This is a genomic window from Leisingera sp. ABM4_101, assembly GCF_056158725.1.
This window is the reverse complement of record NZ_JBSWTV010000002.1, coordinates 2,507,380-2,528,063: the sequence shown is the minus strand read 5'-3', so window position 1 is coordinate 2,528,063 and position 20,684 is coordinate 2,507,380. Positions and strand designations below refer to the sequence as shown.

Below are 20,684 nucleotides of genomic sequence, written 5' to 3'. Positions count from 1 at the left end.
TGCCGCTGCCCCTGTAACGCAAAAAGCCAGGGCAAGCCCTGGCTTTTTGCGTGTCTCTTTTGACCCTTACTTGCTCAGCCTGGCCCCCGCAAACCCCGCGGCCTGCGTCTTGGCCAGCGCAGCAGAGGCATCTGCAGCCTGGCGGAAGGGGCCGGCCAGCACCACCTTGTAGGCCTGGCCCTTGCGGCTGACAGTGCCGAGACGGACGGGCAGACCAGTGGCGGCCAGCTGCCGGGCGGCCGTCTTGGCCTGGGCAGGATCGGCAAAGGTCGCGGCACGGACATAGCGCACTGCGGCCCGCTCTTTAGGCGCGGCGGCACCGGGTTCGGACCGGGTGGACAGGCGCAGGCCGGAAGGCTGCGCCTCTGCCGGGCTGCGGCGCACATCGCGCGGCAGCGTCACCTCGGGGCGGTCCAGCGGCAGCTGCACCAGCTTGCGCGGCACCCCATTGGTCCAGATCTGCGCCATCTGCGCATCGCCCTCTGCGGTGCGCACGCCGCGCATCGGGTTCATCCGGCCGTCAGCGCGCTCCACTGTTTCATACCCTTGCGGGGCCTGGGCAAAGGCAGTGACCACAGCGGGGCGTACGGTGCGCACTGCCCGCTGCGGGTTGAGCCGGCCATCGGTCCAGACCGGGCGGTAGCCTTCCGGCACCGTAAAACTGTTGCTGAGCCGGCGGTCCTGGTAGATATGCGTCTGCACCACGCGGGTGTTTGGCGTCAGCTGCACCGAAGACCGCGGACCGCTGACCTGGCCGCCATAGGTTACCGGGGCTTTGCGCTGCGGACCGCAACGCACGCCGGTGGAGTTTGTGTACTGGCGGCTGATATCCGACAGCCCCTGACATGCACCGTCAGCAGCGGGCTGCGCTGCCGCCGGTGCTGCTGGTGCCGGAGCCGGTTTAGGCGTCACCCGGACCACTTTTTGAGGGGCTGGCTTGGCCGCTGGAGCTGCCGCCACCGCCGCCGGGCGGGCGCTGGTGGATTGCGGCGTGCGGCGCGGCTTGGCTGTGGTGACAGCTGCCGGTGCAGCTGCAGAAGGCTTGGCTGCTGGGGCTGTGCGCTTGGCTGGTGGCGCCGAAGCGGTTTGCGCAGGCTGCTGGCTGGGCTCCAGAGTGATCAGCTCCGGCGGCGGCGCAACTTGCTGCTGAGCCGTGGTGCCAGCCAGTTTTGTCGGTGCAAACCCGCAGATCTGCTTGCGTGAGCGGGTCACCCGCGGAATCCAGCTGACATTGCCGTCGATACCTGCGCGGATATAGACACAGCCGCGGCTATCCACATACTGCTTGCCTTTGTAAGACAAGGGCGGGAATTCGGCGGGTGGACTGGTTTCACGCAGGGTTTGTGCCTGTATACCTGCTGCGCCGGTTGTCCCCGCGATGATGGCCAGTGCAATAATTCTAGTTATTTTCATTCCTGCGCCCCACAAAATATGGCAGCAGGATGCCCGAATCCGGCCTGTGAGTAAAGATTCCGCGGCAACAATAAGGCAGCAACCGGGCAATTTTTGCGTCAATTGAAATAAAATTGCGCTCATACTCGGAGCAGAGGCCAAGGCGCTTGGGAACGCCTTGGCCAGTAAGGGATCACTTGGTGCCGAACATCCGGTCGCCGGCATCTCCGAGGCCCGGCAGGATATAGCCCTTCTCATTCAGCTGGCGGTCCAGCGAGGCGGTGACGATCGGCACGTCGGGATGGGCTTCCTTCATGCGTTCGACGCCTTCCGGCGCGGCCAGCAGGCAGAGGAATTGGATGTCAGTCGCGCCGGCATCCTTAAGCAGGTCGATGGCGGCAGCTGAGCTGTTGCCGGTGGCCAGCATCGGGTCAACGGCGATCACCAGCCGGTCCTTCAGCCCTTCCGGCGCCTTGAAGTAATATTGCACCGGCTTCAGGGTTTCCTCGTCGCGGTAGAGGCCGACAAAGCCGACACGGGCTGAGGGCACCAGCTCCAGCACCCCATCCAGCATGCCGTTGCCCGCGCGCAGGATCGACACCAGCGCCATTTTCTTGCCCGCCAGGATCGGCGCTTCCATTTCCTCCATCGGGGTGTCGATGGTGGTGGTGGTCAGCGGCATTTCGCGGGTGATTTCATAGGCCAGCAGCTGGGTGATCTCGCGCAGCAGGCGGCGGAAGCCCTGGGTCGAGGTCCCCTTGTCCCGCATCAAGGTCAGCTTGTGCTGCACAAGCGGGTGATCAACAACGGTCAGGTGGTCGGTCATGGGGCACTCCTAAAATTTGGTTTTGCGCGCTTTTACGGGCTTGGCGGCGGCAGGCAAGCAGGTTTTGACCATAGGGTCAAAGAAAACTCTTGCCGGGACCCTGGGCCAGAACATTCAGGTGGGCGGCGATTGAGGCTGCCACATCGGCGAATTTGACCTGCCCAATGGTGCCGGCGTCAAGCCCTGCGATCAAAACCGGCACCTGTTCGCGGGTGTGGTCGGAACCCGGCCAGCTGGGGTCGTTGCCGTGATCGGCAGTGAGCAGCAGCAGGTCGCCCTTGCGCAGCTTGGGCAGCAGGCGGCCCAGTTCCGCGTCGAACCATTCCAGCGCGCGGGCATAGCCGGAAATGTCGCGGGTGTGGCCGTACAGGCTGTCGAACTCGACAAAGTTGGCAAAGGTCAGGCTGCCGTCCTCTGCTGTCTCCACAGCTTCAAATAGATGCTCCATCAGCTTGGTATCCGGGCCTTTTTTCAGGGTGTCGATGCCGGCCATGGTGAAGATATCGCCGATCTTGCCGATGGCATGGACACTGCCTTCTGCGTCCTGAACCCAGTTGGTCAGCACCGGCGCCGGCGGCGTGATTGCATAGTCGCGGCGGTTGGTGGTGCGGGTAAAGCCGTCTTCCGCGGAGCCCAGGAACGGGCGCGCGATGACACGGCCCACTTTCATCGCGTGCAGGCGCGGCGCAACGGCCTCGCAGAGGCTCAGCAGACGGTCTAGACCAAAGGCCTCCTCATGCGCGGCGATTTGGAACACGCTGTCGGCAGAGGTGTAGCAGATTGGTTTGCCGGTCCGAATGTGTTCAGCGCCGAGGTCATTGATGATTTTGGTGCCGGAGGCATGGCAATTGCCGAGAATGCCAGCCGTGCCAGCCTGCTCTGCTACAAAGGCTGAAAGGTCTTCAGGAAACGACGGCGCCTGATCGGGAAAGTAGTGCCAGTCCCAGGGGACCGGCAGGCCTGCCAGCTCCCAATGGCCTGACGGTGTGTCCTTGCCGCGGCTGAGTTCGCGGGCGCAGCCCCATAGCCCCTGCGGTTCGGCATCCAGTCCCGGAAAGGGCACAGATGAAGCCAGCCGCATGGCCGCGCCAAGGCCGAGGCGTTCCATGTTCGGCACTTGCAGGGGGCCGCTGCGGCCCTCTTCTGCTTCTCCGGCTGCGCAGGCCTGCACGATATGGGCCAGCGTATTGGCACCGAGGTCAGGCAGATCGCCATTGAAAAAGGCGCCGGCATCCGGCGCGCCGCCTATTCCGGCGGAATCCATCACCACAACAAAGGCTCGCGGCATCAGGAGATCCTTTCGTGAACCAATGGCAGAGTGCCGGGTGCCGCCCCTATGGCGATGGCTGCAAGGACTGCGGCCTCTGCCATGTCTGCAGCTTCATCGCTGGCGGCGTGGATGCGGGCAAGCGTCTCCCCTGCCCCGACGCTTTCGCCCAGGCGGGCGATGTCCGAAATGCCGACGCCCGGGTGGATACGGTCGCTCTCGACCATCCGGCCGCCGCCAAGGGCGACAACGGCCAGGCCAAGCGCTTCGCCGTTCATGGCAGCAACATGCCCGGCTTCGGGGGACTTCACCTCGCGCACCACTTCCGCGCCGGGCAGGTGATCCTGCCAGGTGGCGGCAAAATCCGCAGGGCCGCCCATGGCAGCGATCATCCGGGCGAAGCGATCCGCCGCGCGGCCGTCGCTGAGGGTTGCTGTAATCTTTGCTGCACCTTCCCTTGCCTCGGCTGCGAGGCCTGACAGGGCCAGCAGTTCACCGCCCAGAATGGCGGTTATCTCAGCCAGCGGGCCTTGTGCGCCGCCGGTCAGCACCCGCATCACCTCTGCCACTTCCAGCGCGTTGCCAAGCGCGGGCGCCAGCGGCTGGTTCATGTCGGTGATCAGCGCCGAGGTCTTGCAGCCCGCCGCATTGGCAGTGTCGCACAGCGATTGCGCCAGCGCACGGGCATCATCCGCAGTCTTCATGAAGGCGCCGGAGCCGATCTTGACGTCCAGCACCAGCGCGTCCGGGGAGGCGGCGAGTTTCTTGGAGAGGATCGAGGCGGTGATCAGGTCCAGGCTTTCCACCGTCGCGGTCACATCGCGGATCGCATAAAGCCGCTTGTCCGCCGGAGCGATCTGCGCCGTGGCGCCAACGATGGCGCAACCGATGTCCTGCATCATGCCCCGCAGGCGGTCTTCGCTGACTTGGGTGGAGAGGCCGGGAATGGCCTCCAGCTTGTCGAGCGTGCCGCCGGTGTGGCCCAGCCCGCGGCCGGAAATCATCGGCACATAGGCGCCACAGGCCGCCAGCGCCGGCGCCAGCAGCAGCGAGACGCAATCGCCCACGCCGCCGGTCGAGTGCTTGTCCAGCACCGGGCCGTCCAGGTCCCAGGCCAGCACATCGCCGGTGTCGCGCATCGCCAGCGTCAGGGCGCGGCGGCCTTCGGTGCTGAGACCCTGCAGGCAAACGGCCATGGCAAAGGCGCCGGCCTGGGCGTCAGATACCGCGCCGCTGGCCAGTCCTTCGGCAAACCAGCGCAGCGCGTCCTCGCCGGGTGTATCACCGCGCCGCAGCTGTGCGTTGATGGCGCGGGCGTCCATCAGGTCCGCTCCATATGGCCCGCATCAAAGGCGCCGGGCAGCAACGCGCCGATGGTGATTTCCTGCTCGGCGCCATCAGTGGTGCCCATGGTGACCTTAACGCTGCCTGCGCCGAATTCCTTAAGCTTCTGGCGGCAGCCGCCGCACGGCGGCACCGGCGCCGGGCTGTCGGCGATCACATAGACCTCGGCCAGTTCCGTCTCTCCCGCGGCCACCATGGCGGCGATGGCGCCGGCCTCGGCGCAGGTGCCTTCGGGGTAGGCCACGTTTTCGACGTTGCACCCTACATAAATCTGGCCCGAGGCCGAGCGGATGGCAGCGCCGACCTTGAAATTGGAATAGGGTGCGTGGGCGTTTTCACGGACGGCAGCGGCGGCGGCTTTGAGGCTCATTGATGATTCCCCGTTTTTTGATCATCTGGTCAGAATGCCGCAGCCTAGCTGAAATGCCCCGGGGAGCGGAAGCCCCCCGGATGCTGTTCGCTGGTCAGGTTTGAGTTTAGGCCAGCGTGGTATTGAACACGCCTGGCAAGGTCACCTCCAGCAGTTCCACTTCGCCAGACGGATCGCTGAGACGGGTCTTCATGCCGGGCGGGATGACAAAGGCATCGCCTTGCTCCAGCCGGTAGGGCTCACGGCCCTCGCCCTCCAGCGTGACCGCGCCATTCATCACAAAAGTGAAGTGGATGTCGGTGTCATGGGCGGCCCATTGCGGGTCTCCTTCACCCCGGCGCACCACCTGCACACCCGCGACGCCCTTGGTGTTTTCGGCAATGGTGGTGTCGCGGCAGATATAGCCCGGCAGACGGAACGGAAGCCATTCCGCACCTTCGGCCCTGTTGTAGACAAAACGCTGGCCCTGCCATTCGCGTTCGGGCCGGTAATGCGGTGTGGGCAGGGTCATCTCGTGGTCGATCTCGGTGACATGCTCAGCAGGCACGCCGATTTCGATCACCTGCACGTTGTCGCTCGCCTCCAGCACGCGGTGGCGGATTTCGGGGGGCTGGATGAAGCAATCGCCCGCGGTCAGACGCATCTTTTCGCCCTGGTCCTCGTAGACCACATCAACCCAGCCGTGGATGCAGAAGATCAGCTGGAAACCGACCCGGTGGAAATGCACCATATCCGGCACCGGTCCGCCGTCGGGAATGCGGATGTGGCTGGCGATGATCGAGCCGCCCAGCCGGTCCGGCACCAGGTCGCGGTAATGCATGCCCGCGCGGCCGATGATCCAGGGCGCCTGGTCTTTCAGGCGGCGCACCACGAAGCTGTGCACGGTTTCCGGCATCACCATTGGCGGGTGGCGTTCTTCGATCTCGATCTTCGTTCCGTTGGGCGCTGTCAGACGGCGCTGCCCTTCGGCAAATCCATCAGGATCTTCTGTCAGAATACGGATAGTGCCGGGGTCTTCCGCGGCCCCCTTTTCAATCCTGAGCCGCAGCCCGTGGCCGGAGAAGACGGCAATGCGCGGATCATCCGCCGGATAAATCATATCCATCTTCATACCCAAGACTTTGGTAAAAAACGGAATATCATTGCGCAGCTCATGTGTCGGCAGGCGGAATTCGGCGATTGCGTCGCTCATTTTTCACTCCCAATTCATTTTGCAGGAGAGTGACCTTGCGGCAGGGTGAATGCAAGAACCCGCCGCCCGGCCTGCCGCTGCGTTCATTTGCGTCAGTTTGGGCTAGGTTTCCGGCAGAAAAAATGGTTTAACGCTAAACAATAGGGTTTCCGAGGAGCGCCAGATGTCCAATTCACAGAACCTGCGCCAAGCCGCGCTCAACTATCACGAGTTTCCGCAGCCCGGTAAGCTGGAGATCCGCGCGACCAAGCCGATGGCCAACGGGCGCGACCTGGCCCGCGCCTACTCACCCGGCGTGGCGGAGGCCTGCACCGAGATCAAGGCGGACGCGGGCAATGCCGCCCGCTATACCTCGCGCGGCAATCTGGTTGCGGTTGTGTCGAACGGCTCGGCGGTTCTGGGGCTGGGCAACATCGGTGCGCTGGCGTCCAAGCCGGTGATGGAAGGCAAGGCGGTTCTGTTCAAGAACTTCGCGGGCATTGACTGCTTTGACATTGAAGTCAACGAAAGCGATCCGGAAAAACTGGCGGAAATCGTCTGTTCGCTGGAGCCGACGTTTGGCGCGATCAACCTCGAAGACATCAAGGCGCCTGACTGCTTTATCGTCGAGAAAATCTGCCGCGAGCGCATGGGCATTCCGGTCTTTCACGACGACCAGCATGGCACCGCGATTGTGGTGGGAGCGGCCGCCAAAAATGCGCTGCATGTGGCGGGCAAGTCGTTTGAGGAGATCAAGATCGTCTCCACCGGCGGCGGCGCTGCGGGGATTGCCTGCCTCAACATGCTGGTGAAGCTGGGGGTGAAGCGCGAGAACATCTGGCTGTGCGATATTCACGGGCTGGTCTATGAGGGCCGGGCCGAGGATATGAACCCGCAGAAAGCGGCCTTTGCCCAGGCCTCGGACAAGCGGACATTGGACGAGGTGGTGGACGGCGCCGACCTGTTCCTCGGCCTCTCCGGCCCCAATGTGCTGAAGCCGGAGATGGTGGAGAAGATGGCGGAGCGGCCGATCATCTTTGCCCTGGCCAACCCGACGCCGGAGATCATGCCGGAAGCCGCCCGCAAGGTGGCGCCGGAGGCGATCATTGCCACAGGGCGCAGCGATTTCCCCAATCAGGTCAACAACGTGCTGTGCTTTCCCTTCATCTTTCGCGGGGCGCTAGATGTGGGCGCGACCGAGATCAATGACGAGATGCAGATCGCCTGTGTCGACGGCATTGCGGAACTGGCCCGGGCCACCACCAGCGCCGAGGCCGCCGCAGCCTATAAGGGCGAGCAGCTGAATTTCGGCGCTGATTACCTGATCCCCAAACCCTTTGATCCGCGGCTGGTGGCCGTGGTGTCCTCTGCCGTGGCCAAGGCAGCGATGGAAAGCGGCGTGGCAACCCGCCCGATCGAGGATATCGAGGCCTATAAGCAGAAGCTGAACCAGACGGTGTTCAAATCGGCCCTCTTGATGCGGCCGGTGTTCGAGGCTGCACGCGCTGCTGCCCGCCGGATTGTCTTTGCCGAGGGCGAGGACGAGCGCGTGCTGCGCGCCGCGCAAGCGATCCTGGAGGAGACCACCGAAACCCCGATCCTGATCGGCCGCCCCGAAGTTATCGAACGGCGCTGCGAGAAACTGGGGCTGGACGTGCGCCCGGGCCGCGATTTCCAGTTGGTGAACCCGGAAAACGATCCGCGCTATTACGACTATTGGAACAGCTATCACAAGGTGATGCAGCGCAAGGGTGTGACGCCGGATCTGGCCAAGGCGATCATGCGCACCAACACCACCGCCATCGGCGCTATCATGGTGCACCGGGGCGAGGCGGACAGCCTGATCTGCGGCACCTTTGGCGAATACCGCTGGCATATGAACTATGTGCAGCAGGTTCTGGGCGGCAACAGCTATTCGCCGCACGGGGCACTGTCGATGATGATCCTGGAGGACGGGCCGCTGTTCATCGCCGACACCCATGTGCGGATCGAGCCGACCCCGGAACAGATCGCCGAAACCGTGATGGGCGCCGCCCGTCATGTGCGCCGCTTTGGCATTGAGCCGAAGATTGCGCTGTGTTCACAATCGCAATTCGGCAATATTTTCTGCGACACCGGCTCGCGCCTGCGGGATGCGCTGGAGATCCTCGACGGCAAGCGCCGGGATTTTGCCTATGAGGGCGAGATGAACATCGACACTGCGCTGGACCCTGAACTGCGCGGGCGGATCTTCCCCAACTCGCGGCTGGAGGGTGCGGCCAACGTGCTGATCTTTGCCCATGCCGATGCGGCCTCAGGCGTGCGCAACATCCTCAAGATGCGGGCTGGCGGGCTGGAAGTGGGGCCGATCCTGATGGGCATGGGCAACCGCGCCCATATCGTCTCCCCCTCGATCACCGCCCGCGGACTTTTGAACATGGCCGCCATTGCCGGAACCCCGGTGGCGCACTACGGTTAAATCCGCGGCTGGGCATTACCGCTGGCCGCCCATCCCGGGAGGCCAGCAAGGGAGACCAGCCATGAGAGGGCATTGCCACTGCGGCGCCGTGCATTGGGAGAGCCAGGCTGAGGCGGCCTGGAGCTGCTATTGCCACTGCGCCGATTGCCGCCGCAACTGCGCGGCACCTGTCACCGCATTTTTCGGACTGCCGCATGAGGCCGTGGCTTGGTCCGGTGCCGAGCCGTCGGTTTACCAGTCCTCGGAGGATGTCGAGCGGCTGTTCTGCGGCGCCTGCGGAACCCAAATGGCCTATCGCAATGCCAAGGACACGGCGAATATCCACCTTTACACGGCAACCCTGGAAAACCCCAGCGATATGCCGCCGCGGTTTCACGTTTTCCATTCCGAACACGTCACCTGGCTGGAGGTGAAAGACAGCCTGCCCCGCTACGCGAAATCCTCGGGCGGGTGATTCCCGGGCTGCCGCCGGGATTTGCAGCCGCAGAATTTGCAGTTTTGCAATTCCAGCCCGAAACCCCTGATTATTCTGCAGCAAAGCCCTGTTTGCAAAACCAGGCAACTGCAAACAGATGCCGGACTGTAAAAAGTTTACAGACAGCCTGAAGCGCGGGCGTGAAGCTGTAAATTCCTTGACCAACCTTGCGTGAGGGCGGCTCAAAACTTGCCCGTTTGCCGCCTTCTCGCCTACCCAGAAGGCAGGAGGAGATGAACACCATGGGATATCAGGACATTTACGCCGACTGGCAGCAGGACCCGGAAGCCTTCTGGATGGAGGCCGCCCAGGCGATCAGCTGGGACGAGGCCCCGAAGCAGGCCCTGTTTGACAAGGGCGAAGGCCTTTATGAATGGTTTGCCGATGCCAAGGTGAACACCTGCTATAACGCCGTTGACCGCCATGTCGAACAGGGGCGCGGCGAACAGACCGCGATCATTTATGACAGCCCGGTCACCCAGACCAAACGTGCGATCTCCTATGCCGAGCTGCGCAACCGCGTGGCCACCCTTGCCGGAGCGCTGCGTGCCAAGGGCGTGGAGAAAGGTGACCGCGTCATCATCTACATGCCGATGATCCCCGAGGCGCTGGAAGCGATGCTGGCCTGCGCCCGCATTGGCGCAGTGCATTCGGTGGTGTTCGGCGGCTTTGCCTCCAATGAACTGGCGGTGCGGATCGACGATGCCAAACCCAAGGCGATCATCGCCGCCTCCTGCGGCATCGAGCCGGGCCGGATCGTGCACTACAAACCGCTCTTGGACGGCGCCATCGACCTGGCGAGCCACAAGCCCGACTTCTGCGTGATCTTCCAGCGCGAGCAGGAAGTGGCGGAGCTGACCCCGGGCCGCGACGTGAACTGGCACGGCTTCCAATACGGTGTTGAGCCTGCCGAATGTGTCCCCGTCGAGGGCAACCACCCCTCCTACATCCTCTACACCTCAGGCACCACTGGCCAGCCCAAAGGCGTGATCCGCCACACCGCAGGCCAGCTGGTGGCGCTGAACTGGACGATGAAGAACATCTATAACGTCGATCCGGGCGACGTGTTCTGGGCGGCCTCGGATGTGGGCTGGGTCGTGGGCCACAGCTATATCTGCTATGCGCCGCTTATCCACGGCAACACCACAATCGTGTTTGAGGGCAAGCCGGTGGGCACCCCGGATGCGGGCACCTTCTGGCGGGTGATTTCGGAACATAAGGTCAAGAGCTTCTTCACCGCGCCGACCGCCTTCCGCGCTGTGAAACGCGAGGATCCGAAGGGCGACTACGTCAAGAAATACGACCTGAGCTGCCTGCAGCAGGTTTACCTGGCGGGCGAGCGTGCGGACCCGGACACCATCACCTGGGCGCAGGAGCAGCTTAAGGTTCCGGTGGTCGACCACTGGTGGCAGACCGAAACCGGCTGGTCAATTGCAGCAAACCCGCTGGGGATTGAGGAACTGCCGACCAAGCTGGGCTCACCGGCGGTGCCAATGCCCGGCTACGAGGTCGACATCCTGGACGAGGGCGGCAATCCGGTGGCACCGGGCGAGCTGGGCGCAATTGCGGTGAAACTGCCGCTGCCGCCGGGCACCTTGCCGACCCTGTGGAACGCTGAGGAACGGTTCAAGAAGAGCTACCTGACCACCTTCCCCGGCTATTACGAGACCGGCGATGCGGGCATGAAGGACAAGGACGGCTATCTCTACATCATGGCGCGCACCGATGATGTGATCAACGTGGCCGGGCATCGCCTCTCGACCGGTGGCATGGAAGAGGTACTGGCGGGCCATCCGGATGTGGCAGAATGCGCAGTGATCGGCGTCGCCGACAGTCTCAAGGGGCAGATGCCGGTGGGCTTCCTGTGCCTCAATGCCGGTGCGGACCGCGACCACGGCGACGTGGTGGCTGAGGTGGTCAAGCTGGTGCGCGAAAAGATCGGCCCGGTCGCCGCCTTCAAGCTGGCGGTGGTAGTGGACCGCCTGCCCAAGACCCGCTCCGGCAAGATCCTGCGCGGCACCATGGTCAACATCGCCGATGGCACCCCGTGGAAGATGCCCGCCACCATCGACGACCCGGCAATCCTGGACGAGATCACCGCAGCGCTGCAGACCATCGGCTACGCCAAGTAATGCACCCGTTTCCCGGCGCGGGAAACGGCCAAAAAATCCTGCGCGGATTTTCAAGGCTCCGCCAGCAGGCGGAGCCTGTTTTCCGAGCCGGAAAACAGACCGGAATTCTCGCAGAATTCCGGCGTTCTGCCGCCCGGTTTTTCTTGCAACTCTCCCCTGCCCGCCTAGGCTGCAGAACCAGGGAGAGAGCAGATGGCAAATGAAGAGCTTTGGCGCCTGAGCGCAACAGAACTGACCGGTTTGACCCGCGCAGGCGATTTGAGTGCCGAAGCCGCAGTGCAGGCCTCGGCAAACCGGATGAATGCGGTGAACCCCACCCTGAACGCAGTTGTCGAGGATTTGAGCAACGAAGCGCTGGAGCGCGCCCGTGCACTGGACAAGGCGCGCGCAAGCGGCGCTGCGCCCGGCCCGCTGCACGGAGTTCCGGTTACCATCAAGATCAACGTCGATCAGAAGGGCCACGCGACCTCTAACGGGGTCACCGCGCTGAAAGACCTGATTGCCCCGGCAGATGCCCCGGTGGTTGAGAACTTGCAAAAGGCCGGTGCAGTGGTGATCGGCCGCACCAACACACCGGAATTCTCCTTCCGCGCCGATACCGACAATCCTCTCCACGGGCGCACGCATAACCCCTGGGGGAAGCATATCTCAGCCGGCGGCTCTTCGGGCGGCGCAGGGGCTGCGGTGATGGCCGGGATCGGCGCCCTGGGCCACGGCAATGACATCGGCGGCAGCTTGCGCTTTCCCGCCGCCGCCAATGGCGCAATCACAGTAAAGCCGGGCCTGGGCCGGGTGCCGGCCTGGAATCCAAGCCAGAGCGCCGAACGCGGGCTGCTGGCGCAGCTAATGTCAGTTCAAGGCCTGATCACCCGTTCGGCGGAGGATTTGCACCTGTCGATGCCCAGCCTCATCGCGCCGGACCCGCGCGACCCGTTTCATGTGCCTCTACCCTGGCGCGGTGCGGCGCTGGAGGGACCGGTGAAGGTCGCCTTTACCAAGAACACCTACGGCTACGACCTGCACCCCGAGGTCGAGGCGGCGCTGGACTTCGCCCGCGATGCACTGCGTGATGCAGGCTATCAAGTTGAAGAGGCGGATCCCCCCAATGTATTCGAGGCCGGGCGCACTGGCTACCGGGCGCTGATGGGCGAAATTTACGCGCTGATGAAGGGCGACGTGGACGCCGCGGGCTCGCAGACCGTACGCGATATCTTCGCCGTCTATTTCCAGGAGTTTCCGCCTTTTGCCGGGGAGGAACTCTTGAAAATGATGGCCAAGCGCACCCATTACGCGCGTCAGTGGTCATTGTTTATGGAGAAGTTCCCACTGGTGCTGTCCCCCTTCCTGCCGCAGCCTTTCTTCAAACCGGACCGCGATACCGAAGGGGCTGATGGGGTGCATGAGGTGCTGGGCTGCGCAGTCTATTCCTATGCGATGAACTTCCTTGGCCTGCCCGCAGCATCGGTCCCGGCCCGGCTGGCGCCGCTGTCAAAAGGGCCGCAGCCCATCAATGTCCAGATCGCTGCGCGCCGCTGGCGCGAGGATCTGGCGGTGGACGCCTGCGCCGCAATCGAAGCCAGGGCGGGCCGCATGTGCCTGCCGCTGTGGGACCGGATGCAGGCAGACGGCCAAGCCTAACAGTTCCCGCCTCCCCCATAATCGGCCGAATGATCTTTCAGGAAATGCAGGTCAAACCGGTACCAAACCGTTCAAAGCCGCTCGATTAGGGCTGCGACACGATCCGTTGCCCGCTTTTGGCGGCACAAAGGAGCAAAGCACAGCCCCGGCGCATAGGACCGCTGCGCATAAGGTCCCGGGGAACGGGTTGAGCCGCCCCCGGGGAACTTCCGTACCCAGTCTACTCACTACCAAAAGCGCTCGCCTCTATCGTCAGAGAACCCGGCGTCTTCACATAAGGTTCAGCAGGCATGACCAGTGGACAACTAAGAAAACGGCAACATTCAAAATACCGGAACGGCTCTGCGGCACTTCAGACCTTCAGCAGATACCATCCACACCTGCCTGTTGGTAAATCTTCGCACAGAATCGTTACCTGAATGTTCACAAAACCGTGAACCCGCCGTTAATCCTCTAGGTAAACTGCTCAGAAATCAGTCTTTCTTCGAGCCCATGGCCCGGATCAAACAGGATTTTATGGCGGATTTGCGTATCTGTCCGGATTTCAACCCAGTCGATATCCGCCACAGAAATGGAGTCTGCGTCGGCCATCACCGGGCGCTTGTCAGCCTCCAGCACGTCAAATCGCACCATTGCGTTGCTGGGCAGCAATGCCCCCCGCCAGCGCCGGGGCCGGAACGCCGCAATCGCAGTCAGCGCCAGCACATCAGCCCCGATCGGAAGGATCGGCCCGTGCGCAGAGTAGTTATAGGCGGTGGATCCGGCCGGCGTGGACACCAGAGCCCCATCACAGACCAGCTCCTCCATCCGCACGCGCCCATCCACCGAAATTCGCAGACGCGCCGCCTGGGGACCTGCACGCAACAGCGAGACCTCATTGATGGCCAATGCCTGATGCACAGCGCCGCGGCGGTCCATGGCGGTCATCGACAAAGGATTGATGATCTCCTGAACCGCCTCCTCCAGGCGTTCGATCAGCCCGTCTTCGCGGTATTCGTTCATCAGAAACCCGACGGTGCCACGATTCATGCCGTAAACCGGCGCCGGGTGATCCACCATGGTGTGCAGGGTCCGCAGCATGAAACCGTCCCCGCCCAGGGCCACGATAATATCAGCCTGTTCGGGGGGGACATGGCCGTAGCGGCGGCTGAGGCCAGACAAGGCATCCTGCGCTGCTTCGGCGTCACTTGCCAAAAAGGCGATTCTCAAACCCATCAAATCTGTTTCCGGTGTTAGGCATGTGGTTCCGAAACAATCACAGCTTTCCTGCAAAGACCATAGTTGCCGTTCTGTCGCAGGGAAATGTCGCTTTACAGGCTTCCTGCGCAATGAAGTTTCCGATACGAAACCAGCAATTCTGATCCCTACTCCAACGGAGCCACCATGACTGAAGCGACCCGTGACCCCGGCTTTTTCACCCAAGCGCTTTCTGAGCGCGATCCTGAACTTTACGCCTCGATCACGGCCGAGCTGGGCCGCCAGCGCGACGAGATTGAGCTGATTGCGTCTGAGAACATCGTCTCGGCCGCGGTGATGGAAGCGCAAGGGTCCGTCCTGACCAACAAATATGCCGAAGGCTACCCGGGGCGCCGCTACTATGGCGGCTGCCAGTATGTCGACGTGGCCGAAAACCTTGCCATCGACCGCGCCAAGGAACTCTTTGGCTGCGAATTCGCAAACGTGCAGCCGAACTCCGGCTCCCAGGCCAACCAGGGCGTGTTCCAGGCGCTCTTGAAGCCCGGCGACACCATCCTGGGCATGGATCTGGCCTCCGGCGGCCACCTGACCCACGGCGCCGCGCCGAACCAGTCGGGCAAGTGGTTCAACGCGGTCTCCTACGGCGTGCGCCGCGACGACAACCTGATCGACTACGACCAGCTGGAAGCGCTCGCGGTTGAGCATCAGCCGAAGCTGATCATCGCCGGCGGCTCCGCTATTCCGCGTGTCATCGACTTTGCCCGCTTCCGGGCGATTGCCGACAAGGTCGGCGCCTATCTGCACGTGGATATGGCGCATTTTGCAGGGCTGGTTGCGGCCGGCGAGCACCCCTCGCCCTTCCCGCATGCGCATGTGGCCACCACCACCACCCACAAGACCCTGCGCGGCCCCCGCGGCGGCATGATCCTGACCAATGACGAGGCGATCGCCAAGAAGGTGAACTCGGCGATCTTCCCCGGCATCCAGGGCGGCCCGCTGATGCATGTGATCGCCGGCAAGGCAGCGGCCTTCGGCGAGGCGCTGAAGCCGGAGTTCAAGGCCTACCAGCAGCAGGTGAAGGCGAACGCGGCGGCGCTGGCGGACCAGCTGATCCAGGGCGGGCTGGACATCGTGACCGGCGGCACCGACACCCATGTGATGCTCGTGGACCTGCGTCCCAAGGGCGTCACCGGCAACATCGCCGACAAGGCGCTGGGGCGCGCCCATATCACCACCAACAAGAACGGCATCCCGTTTGACCCGGAAAAGCCCACCGTGACCTCCGGCCTGCGCCTGGGCACGCCCGCAGGCACCACCCGCGGCTTCGGCGAGGCGGAGTTCCGCCAGATCGCCGACCTGATCATCGAGGTGATCGACGGGCTGGCGGCCAACGGTGAAGAGGGCAATGCGGATGTGGAGGCCTCGGTGCGCGCCAAGGTCGCGGACCTTTGCGCCAAGTTCCCGCTGTATCCGAACCTCTAAGCCTCTCCCAGGGTTGAAAAAGAAACCGCCGCGGCCCCCAGCCGCGGCGGTTTTGCATTACCACGGCGGCTCTCCCGCGCCCCGCCGGAGCATCCCGGCTGCCCTTGCGGGCCGCCCAGCTGCCCCGGCAAGGGCCTTGGGCCCGGCAGCGCCCCTGCGGGGCGCTGCCCGCACCCCGCCGCCAGGCGCGGTGCCATGCCCAAGGCTTTGCGGACGGCCGCAGGCGGGCCGCAGAAGGGGCGGTGCCATGCCCAAGGCTTTGCGGACGGCCGCAGGCGGGCCGCAGAAGGGGCGGGAGCAGCAGGCGGGCGAATTGCCTTGTACAGCCTGTCCCGCGTTTGATCTAAGCAGGTCATGAACAAGATCTATCCCAACCGCACCCGGCTTCTCGAACGCCGCCTTGGCGACTGGATGCGCGCGCGCCTGCCGCTGGCGCTCAGCGAATTCATCATGTTCACCCTAAAACAAGGCTGGGCGGCCATTTTCGGCATCCTGCTGCTGGCAGGCCTGATCGTAACCACCGGGATCTGGCAACCCGGCTGGCGCCTGGCGCGCTATGACGCGCTGCTGATCTATGCGCTGGCGCTGCAGGCGCTGCTGCTCGCCACCGGTATGGAAAGCTGGCGTGAGGTTCGGGTGATCCTGCTGTTTCACCTCACGGGCACCGCGATGGAGGTATTCAAGGTGCAGGCGGGCAGCTGGAGCTACCCCGGCCAAGGCATTATCAAGCTTTATGACGTCCCGCTGTTTTCCGGCTTTATGTATGCGGCCGTCGGCTCCTACATGGCGCGGGCGATCCGGCTGTTTGACATGAGCTTTGCGCCCTACCCACCGTTCTGGACCACCGTTTTTCTGGCCGCCGCGATTTACGGCAATTTCTATGCCCATCACTATTTGCCCGATGTCCGAATGGGCTTGTTTGCAGCTACGCTGCTGCTGTTTGCCCGCACCCGGATCTGGTTCCGTATTGGTGCCAGGTACTACTGGATGCCGCTGCCATTGGCGGCGTTCCTGTCCAGTTTCTTTTTGTGGCTGGCCGAGAATGTCGGCACCAGTACTAAGACCTGGATCTACAGTGGCCAGGCCAGCAGCGAGATGGTGAGCCTGGCAAAAATGGGATCCTGGTACCTGCTGCTTTACGTCAGTTTTGTCACCGTGACGCTGGTGTTCCGGGACGCGCTATCGTCGGCCGCCATTCCCCTCCGGCAATTGGCAAACGCCCGCCGGTAACGGCGGGCGCACGGAGCCAGCGGGCTGGCAGCACTCAGAAGTCCTTCTTCGTATCCATCAGCGCATCTTCCAGCAGTTTTTCATTGCGCGCGTCCTCAATCTTGCGGATGCGGTCCTCGCTGGAGCGGTGGTCGAAGCGGTATTTGACCACGTTGATCAGGCTCAGCGTCAGCAGCAGAACCGCCATCCCCCAGTAGCCCTTGGTCGCCAGCGGCACATCGGTCGAGAGCCACAGGGAAATCCCCAGCATGGCATAGGCAATAGCGACGCCGGCAGAGTTCAGCAGGATAATCAGTTTGTTGTCAGTGTTGTCGGTGTACATTTGTTTTCTCCGGTAAATGGAATTGTGTCAGAAAGGCCTGGCAGGAACTAACGGACAGTTCAGTTCTTGGGTTGAAGACGGCTCAGCACTTCCGCGGCGGTGCTGCGGCTGCGGGGACCAAAGCCGGCGTCAGCCAGCTCGCCGGCAATCGTGGAGTTGTTCAGTTCGCCGTCGATCTCGCGCAGGATCTCGCCCTGCTCGAAGGGGTCGTCGCGCTGCAGCACATCATGGATCAGCGCTTCGGCCTCCTCTGCCGGGCTGCTGCCGCCGGTATGGCGGCGCAGGCGGCGCTGAATATCCTGCTCGCGCCGGGTGGCCCGGGCAGCGATGGCGCCCTGTTTCAAATCGGTGATACGGCGGCTGGCGGTCTCCACCGACTGGCGCAACTGGAGGATACGGGTGTCGAGCCGGTCCAGAGTCTGGCGGCGAACCACCAGCTCGTTCTCCATTTCCGACACCGCCTGGGCGGCGCTTTGGGCCAGATCCTCGCGCCCAGCCTCCAGCGCCTCGCCCGCCCGGGCCATCAGGTCGCGGACGCGCTCCTCCAGCGTGCCTATCTGGCGCTGCTCTGCCCGCTGGCGCTGGATCAGGCTGGCAAGTGTCAGCTTGGCCGCCTTCAAGCTGCCCTCAGCCTCGCGGATTTTCTGGGTGATCAGCTCGATCGAATAGGCCTCGCGCAGCTGCTCTTCCGCACGGGCACTGGCGCCGGTGATCAGGGTCTTCAGAGTGTTGAACATCATTTCCTCCGCAATCATGAACATTGTTCATGAAGACTCATGCAACAACACCCTGAACGTCGTTCAAGTATTTTCTTGAACAGCGTTCAAAAAATCACTTCCCGCCGATTTGCTCCAGCACCTGGGCGATCATCTGCTCAATACGCTCCGGCGGCACGCCAGAGATGCGCTGCTCCAGCCCTAAAAGCACAATGCCGTGGACAGCAGAGAACAGCGCCCGCACCATCAGCGCCGCTTCGCCTGCGTCCTTATCCGGGAACATTTCGGCAACGGGCCGGGCGATATTAGCAAACAGGCTGTCCAGCGCGGTCAAGTACCAATCCGGCACCGCGTCTTCTGCCGTCAGACGAAGATCGAACATCGCCCGCCACAGATTGGTGTTTTCCACTGCGAAATGCAGATAGGCGTTGCTCATCAAGATCAGGCGGCGGGTGGGGGTTTCGGCGTCTGCCTCTTCGACTGACGCAGCCACCGTGGCGCCGAGTTTCTGGAAGGTGCGCCCGTTTACCGCCATGATGATGGCAGTCAGATCATCATAGGCGTTATAGATTGCCCCCAGCGCGCAGCCGGCATCCTGCGCCAAGTCGCGGGCACGCAGCGCCCCTGCCCCGTCGCGCGCGATGCGGATCTCTGCCGCTTCCACCAATTTCTGCCGCAGCGCAGCCTTGCGCGCCTCTACCTTGCCAGCCATGCCGTGCCGCCCTCTGCTTGAACCGCGTTCAAAATACTTGCAGCGGCGGCGGCGTAAAGCGGGAAATCAGATCAGGCCGCGCCATCGCAGCACCGCAATCAACAGGGCCAGCACGCAGAGAATGGAAAACGCCATACTGCCGAGCACGCCCAGCCAGAATCCCTTGCGGCGGTCCGCCAGATCGATCCTCTCAAGATGCGACTTCACCTCGCGCGCGGCGCTGCGCAGTATTTTTTCGTCGATGGTGAGCCGCAGCTTGGGGTGGTCCAGCAGCGGCAGCGCATCTGCAAGCTTCATACCCTGCCGGTACACCCGGCGGGGAATGCGGCGGCGGGTGCGCTTCAGCGCGGCAGCAAGATCTCCGCCTGCGTGCTCGCGTTCTTTCAAGAGCGCGCGGATGTCTTCGATGTCCTGGTCGAGGCTGGCGGCCATTCTGGCACTCTCCCTTTGCTGCCGTATCACCCTAGCCTGCTGCCGGGCCTGCCTCAATGGGGGTGGCAAGCCTTCGCCTAGGCAGCTATCTAGGTCTCATGCTGAACACGATCATTCATGGCTCTGCCTCCGGAAAACCGCCGCTTCTAATTGCCCATGGGCTGTATGGCTCTGCCCGCAATTGGGGAGTCATTGCCAAGCGCCTGTCGGACGAGCGGCTGGTGGTCGCGGCGGACATGCGCAACCATGGCCACAGCCCCTGGACGGACAGCCACAGCTATTCGGAACTGGCAGAGGATCTGGCGGAGGTGATCGCCGCGCATGGCGGGCAGATGGATGTGATCGGCCATTCCATGGGCGGCAAGGCAGCGATGATGCTGGCGCTGAACCACCCCGGAGCCGTGCGCCGGCTTGTGGTTGCCGACATCGCGCCAGTGTCCTACAGCCACACGCAGGCGCAATACATCCACGCCATGCGCACGGTGGATCTGGAGACAGTGGAACGCCGCCCCGAAGCGGCCGCTCAGCTGGCTGAAGCGGGGGTCGAACCGGCCCTGCAAAGCTTTTTCACCCAATCGCTGGATATCCCGAACAAGCGCTGGCGGCTGAACCTGGACACGCTGGAAGATCAAATGCCCGGAATTGTTGCCTTCCCTGAGACAGATGCCTCCTGGGCCGGGCCAGCGCTGTTCCTGTCGGGGTCCGAGTCCGACTATGTACTGCCGGAACACCGCGGCGTAATCCGCGCCCGCTTCCCTGCCGCCCGTTTTGCCAAGCTGCCCGGCGCCGGCCATTGGCTGCACGCCGAGAAGCCGCGGGAGTTCGAGGCTGCTGCGCGAGTGTTCCTGAACGCTTGACGGTCAGACGTCAGGCGCCGCGGGCATACAGCTGCTTGGCCACCAGCCAGGCAACCGGCATCCCCAGAACTGCACCAATGGCGGCGGAGCCCAGAATGGCCGGAACCGTGCTCATGCCTGCGACCAGAACCACGATGACGCCAACGCCCGCCAGGCTGCTGCCGATCAGCGAGTAAAGAATGGATGCAAGGCGCAACATGGGGTCTCTCCTATAGCTGCCGTGTCTCTTTGCGTACTTGCATAGGGCGAGTGAATGGCTGCCGCCTTGATCAGGATCAGATGGTGCACCGATCAAAAAAGGCGGCCCCAAAAGGCCGCCAGCAACTGACCTGAGGAGGAGGAACTGGTCAGCCGATTTGCACAAAAACCCGACCGCCTTCGACTTTCACCGGGTATGTTTTGAGGTCTTCATGCACCGGCGCTGACAGCGCCTTGCCGGTGCAGATGTCAAAGCGGCCTCCGTGCAGCGGGCATTCGATGACACAGTCGATCACCAGACCGTCCTCCAGGCTCTGCTCCTCATGGGTGCACATCAGGTCAGAGGCAAAGAACCCCTTTTCGGTGTTGTAGATCGCGTATGACTTGCCCCCGTGTTCCCAGGAGATCAGATCCTCCTCGTCGATGTCACCGGTGGCGCAGGCGTCAATCCATTGGCTCATTTTC

General features: G+C 63.2%; 20 protein-coding genes. 7 read left to right on the top strand and 13 right to left on the bottom strand.

Translation table 11 applies throughout. The annotated features are described in order from the left end of the window. Positions 1–66: 66 nt before the first annotated feature. The 6 genes from ACXAEK_RS13530 to ACXAEK_RS13505 all read right to left on the bottom strand — a co-directional run bounded on the left by ACXAEK_RS13530 (position 67) and on the right by ACXAEK_RS13505 (position 6,391). Positions 67–1,413, bottom strand: a complete 1,347-nt coding sequence (locus tag ACXAEK_RS13530) for an SPOR domain-containing protein (protein WP_475042644.1) — start codon at positions 1,411–1,413, stop codon at positions 67–69. Between the two features lie 172 nt (positions 1,414–1,585). Next, positions 1,586–2,218 carry a uracil phosphoribosyltransferase gene (upp, locus tag ACXAEK_RS13525; RefSeq protein WP_475042642.1) on the bottom strand — a complete coding sequence of 211 codons (633 nt, stop codon included), beginning with the start codon at positions 2,216–2,218 and terminating at the stop codon, positions 1,586–1,588. A 76-nt stretch (positions 2,219–2,294) separates the two neighbouring features. Further along, the gene (locus ACXAEK_RS13520) at positions 2,295–3,506 is read right to left on the bottom strand and encodes a phosphopentomutase (RefSeq protein WP_475042640.1); all 1,212 of its coding nucleotides are present in this window, start codon (positions 3,504–3,506) and stop codon (positions 2,295–2,297) included. After that, positions 3,506–4,807: a thymidine phosphorylase gene (locus ACXAEK_RS13515; RefSeq protein WP_475042638.1), complete on the bottom strand. Its 1,302-nt coding sequence runs from the start codon at positions 4,805–4,807 to the stop codon at positions 3,506–3,508. The genes ACXAEK_RS13520 and ACXAEK_RS13515 overlap by 1 nt, the downstream gene beginning before the upstream one ends. Beyond that, positions 4,807–5,199 carry a cytidine deaminase gene (locus tag ACXAEK_RS13510; RefSeq protein WP_475042637.1) on the bottom strand — a complete coding sequence of 131 codons (393 nt, stop codon included), beginning with the start codon at positions 5,197–5,199 and terminating at the stop codon, positions 4,807–4,809. The genes ACXAEK_RS13515 and ACXAEK_RS13510 overlap by 1 nt, the downstream gene beginning before the upstream one ends. Before the next feature lie 106 nt (positions 5,200–5,305). Further along, on the bottom strand, positions 5,306–6,391 hold the full coding sequence (locus ACXAEK_RS13505) for a cupin domain-containing protein (protein WP_475042635.1): 1,086 nt from the start codon (positions 6,389–6,391) through the stop codon (positions 5,306–5,308). A 163-nt stretch (positions 6,392–6,554) separates the two neighbouring features. Here ACXAEK_RS13505 and ACXAEK_RS13500 point away from each other — a divergent pair, with 163 nt between their 5' ends. From ACXAEK_RS13500 to ACXAEK_RS13485, 4 genes are all read left to right on the top strand, one after another. Then, entirely contained in the window at positions 6,555–8,828 is a 2,274-nt protein-coding gene (locus ACXAEK_RS13500; protein WP_475042634.1) for an NADP-dependent malic enzyme, read from the top strand. A gap of 61 nt (positions 8,829–8,889) precedes the next feature. Continuing rightward, positions 8,890–9,282: a GFA family protein gene (locus tag ACXAEK_RS13495; RefSeq protein ID WP_475042632.1), complete on the top strand. Its 393-nt coding sequence runs from the start codon at positions 8,890–8,892 to the stop codon at positions 9,280–9,282. A gap of 263 nt (positions 9,283–9,545) precedes the next feature. Then, positions 9,546–11,435, top strand: a complete 1,890-nt coding sequence (prpE, locus tag ACXAEK_RS13490) for a propionate-CoA ligase PrpE (protein WP_475042630.1) — start codon at positions 9,546–9,548, stop codon at positions 11,433–11,435. A gap of 192 nt (positions 11,436–11,627) precedes the next feature. After that, on the top strand, positions 11,628–13,073 hold the full coding sequence (locus ACXAEK_RS13485) for an amidase family protein (protein WP_475042628.1): 1,446 nt from the start codon (positions 11,628–11,630) through the stop codon (positions 13,071–13,073). 453 nt (positions 13,074–13,526) lie between these two features. Here the strand turns inward: ACXAEK_RS13485 and ACXAEK_RS13480 are convergent, their stop codons facing one another. Further along, positions 13,527–14,288, bottom strand: coding sequence for an NAD kinase (locus ACXAEK_RS13480; RefSeq protein ID WP_475042626.1), 762 nt, complete (start codon positions 14,286–14,288; stop codon positions 13,527–13,529). A gap of 168 nt (positions 14,289–14,456) precedes the next feature. Between ACXAEK_RS13480 and glyA the strand changes: the two genes are divergently transcribed. Together glyA and ACXAEK_RS13470 are read left to right on the top strand one after the other, a co-directional pair. Continuing rightward, positions 14,457–15,752, top strand: a complete 1,296-nt coding sequence (gene glyA / locus ACXAEK_RS13475) for a serine hydroxymethyltransferase (RefSeq protein WP_475042624.1) — start codon at positions 14,457–14,459, stop codon at positions 15,750–15,752. 354 nt (positions 15,753–16,106) lie between these two features. Next, positions 16,107–16,982 (top strand): DUF817 domain-containing protein, encoded by an 876-nt coding sequence (locus ACXAEK_RS13470; protein ID WP_475042622.1) that lies wholly within the window; start codon positions 16,107–16,109, stop codon positions 16,980–16,982. Positions 16,983–17,016: 34 nt separating this feature from the next. Here ACXAEK_RS13470 and ACXAEK_RS13465 read toward each other — a convergent pair whose 3' ends face one another. The 4 genes from ACXAEK_RS13465 to ACXAEK_RS13450 all read right to left on the bottom strand — a co-directional run bounded on the left by ACXAEK_RS13465 (position 17,017) and on the right by ACXAEK_RS13450 (position 19,164). Next, a complete protein-coding gene (locus ACXAEK_RS13465) occupies positions 17,017–17,304 on the bottom strand; it encodes a YiaA/YiaB family inner membrane protein (protein ID WP_475042620.1) in 288 nt (95 codons plus the stop codon). 59 nt (positions 17,305–17,363) lie between these two features. Further along, complete coding sequence (locus ACXAEK_RS13460; protein WP_475042618.1) at positions 17,364–18,065, bottom strand: PspA/IM30 family protein; 702 nt, start codon at positions 18,063–18,065, stop codon at positions 17,364–17,366. 70 nt (positions 18,066–18,135) lie between these two features. Next, entirely contained in the window at positions 18,136–18,732 is a 597-nt protein-coding gene (locus tag ACXAEK_RS13455; RefSeq protein WP_475042616.1) for a TetR/AcrR family transcriptional regulator, read from the bottom strand. A 66-nt stretch (positions 18,733–18,798) separates the two neighbouring features. Beyond that, positions 18,799–19,164, bottom strand: a complete 366-nt coding sequence (locus ACXAEK_RS13450) for a hypothetical protein (RefSeq protein ID WP_475042614.1) — start codon at positions 19,162–19,164, stop codon at positions 18,799–18,801. Between the two features lie 98 nt (positions 19,165–19,262). Between ACXAEK_RS13450 and ACXAEK_RS13445 the strand changes: the two genes are divergently transcribed. Beyond that, positions 19,263–20,021, top strand: a complete 759-nt coding sequence (locus ACXAEK_RS13445; protein ID WP_475042612.1) for an alpha/beta fold hydrolase — start codon at positions 19,263–19,265, stop codon at positions 20,019–20,021. Between the two features lie 10 nt (positions 20,022–20,031). Here the strand turns inward: ACXAEK_RS13445 and ACXAEK_RS13440 are convergent, their stop codons facing one another. Together ACXAEK_RS13440 and ACXAEK_RS13435 are read right to left on the bottom strand one after the other, a co-directional pair. Then, entirely contained in the window at positions 20,032–20,220 is a 189-nt protein-coding gene (locus ACXAEK_RS13440) for a hypothetical protein (RefSeq protein ID WP_475042610.1), read from the bottom strand. A gap of 148 nt (positions 20,221–20,368) precedes the next feature. Beyond that, positions 20,369–20,680 (bottom strand): non-heme iron oxygenase ferredoxin subunit, encoded by a 312-nt coding sequence (locus ACXAEK_RS13435; protein WP_475042608.1) that lies wholly within the window; start codon positions 20,678–20,680, stop codon positions 20,369–20,371. Positions 20,681–20,684: the final 4 nt, after the last annotated feature.

Bases quoted from the DNA above. Each gene is read 5' to 3' on its own strand.
- ACXAEK_RS13530 (WP_475042644.1), bottom strand. From the start codon at position 1,413: ATGAAAATAACTAGAATTATTGCACTGGCCATCATCGCGGGGACAACC.
- upp (WP_475042642.1), bottom strand. From the start codon at position 2,218: ATGACCGACCACCTGACCGTTGTTGATCACCCGCTTGTGCAGCACAAG.
- ACXAEK_RS13520 (WP_475042640.1), bottom strand. From the start codon at position 3,506: ATGCCGCGAGCCTTTGTTGTGGTGATGGATTCCGCCGGAATAGGCGGC.
- ACXAEK_RS13515 (WP_475042638.1), bottom strand. From the start codon at position 4,807: ATGGACGCCCGCGCCATCAACGCACAGCTGCGGCGCGGTGATACACCC.
- ACXAEK_RS13510 (WP_475042637.1), bottom strand. From the start codon at position 5,199: ATGAGCCTCAAAGCCGCCGCCGCTGCCGTCCGTGAAAACGCCCACGCA.
- ACXAEK_RS13505 (WP_475042635.1), bottom strand. From the start codon at position 6,391: ATGAGCGACGCAATCGCCGAATTCCGCCTGCCGACACATGAGCTGCGC.
- ACXAEK_RS13500 (WP_475042634.1), top strand. From the start codon at position 6,555: ATGTCCAATTCACAGAACCTGCGCCAAGCCGCGCTCAACTATCACGAG.
- ACXAEK_RS13495 (WP_475042632.1), top strand. From the start codon at position 8,890: ATGAGAGGGCATTGCCACTGCGGCGCCGTGCATTGGGAGAGCCAGGCT.
- prpE (WP_475042630.1), top strand. From the start codon at position 9,546: ATGGGATATCAGGACATTTACGCCGACTGGCAGCAGGACCCGGAAGCC.
- ACXAEK_RS13485 (WP_475042628.1), top strand. From the start codon at position 11,628: ATGGCAAATGAAGAGCTTTGGCGCCTGAGCGCAACAGAACTGACCGGT.
- ACXAEK_RS13480 (WP_475042626.1), bottom strand. From the start codon at position 14,288: ATGGGTTTGAGAATCGCCTTTTTGGCAAGTGACGCCGAAGCAGCGCAG.
- glyA (WP_475042624.1), top strand. From the start codon at position 14,457: ATGACTGAAGCGACCCGTGACCCCGGCTTTTTCACCCAAGCGCTTTCT.
- ACXAEK_RS13470 (WP_475042622.1), top strand. From the start codon at position 16,107: ATGAACAAGATCTATCCCAACCGCACCCGGCTTCTCGAACGCCGCCTT.
- ACXAEK_RS13465 (WP_475042620.1), bottom strand. From the start codon at position 17,304: ATGTACACCGACAACACTGACAACAAACTGATTATCCTGCTGAACTCT.
- ACXAEK_RS13460 (WP_475042618.1), bottom strand. From the start codon at position 18,065: ATGTTCATGATTGCGGAGGAAATGATGTTCAACACTCTGAAGACCCTG.
- ACXAEK_RS13455 (WP_475042616.1), bottom strand. From the start codon at position 18,732: ATGGCTGGCAAGGTAGAGGCGCGCAAGGCTGCGCTGCGGCAGAAATTG.
- ACXAEK_RS13450 (WP_475042614.1), bottom strand. From the start codon at position 19,164: ATGGCCGCCAGCCTCGACCAGGACATCGAAGACATCCGCGCGCTCTTG.
- ACXAEK_RS13445 (WP_475042612.1), top strand. From the start codon at position 19,263: ATGCTGAACACGATCATTCATGGCTCTGCCTCCGGAAAACCGCCGCTT.
- ACXAEK_RS13440 (WP_475042610.1), bottom strand. From the start codon at position 20,220: ATGTTGCGCCTTGCATCCATTCTTTACTCGCTGATCGGCAGCAGCCTG.
- ACXAEK_RS13435 (WP_475042608.1), bottom strand. From the start codon at position 20,680: ATGAGCCAATGGATTGACGCCTGCGCCACCGGTGACATCGACGAGGAG.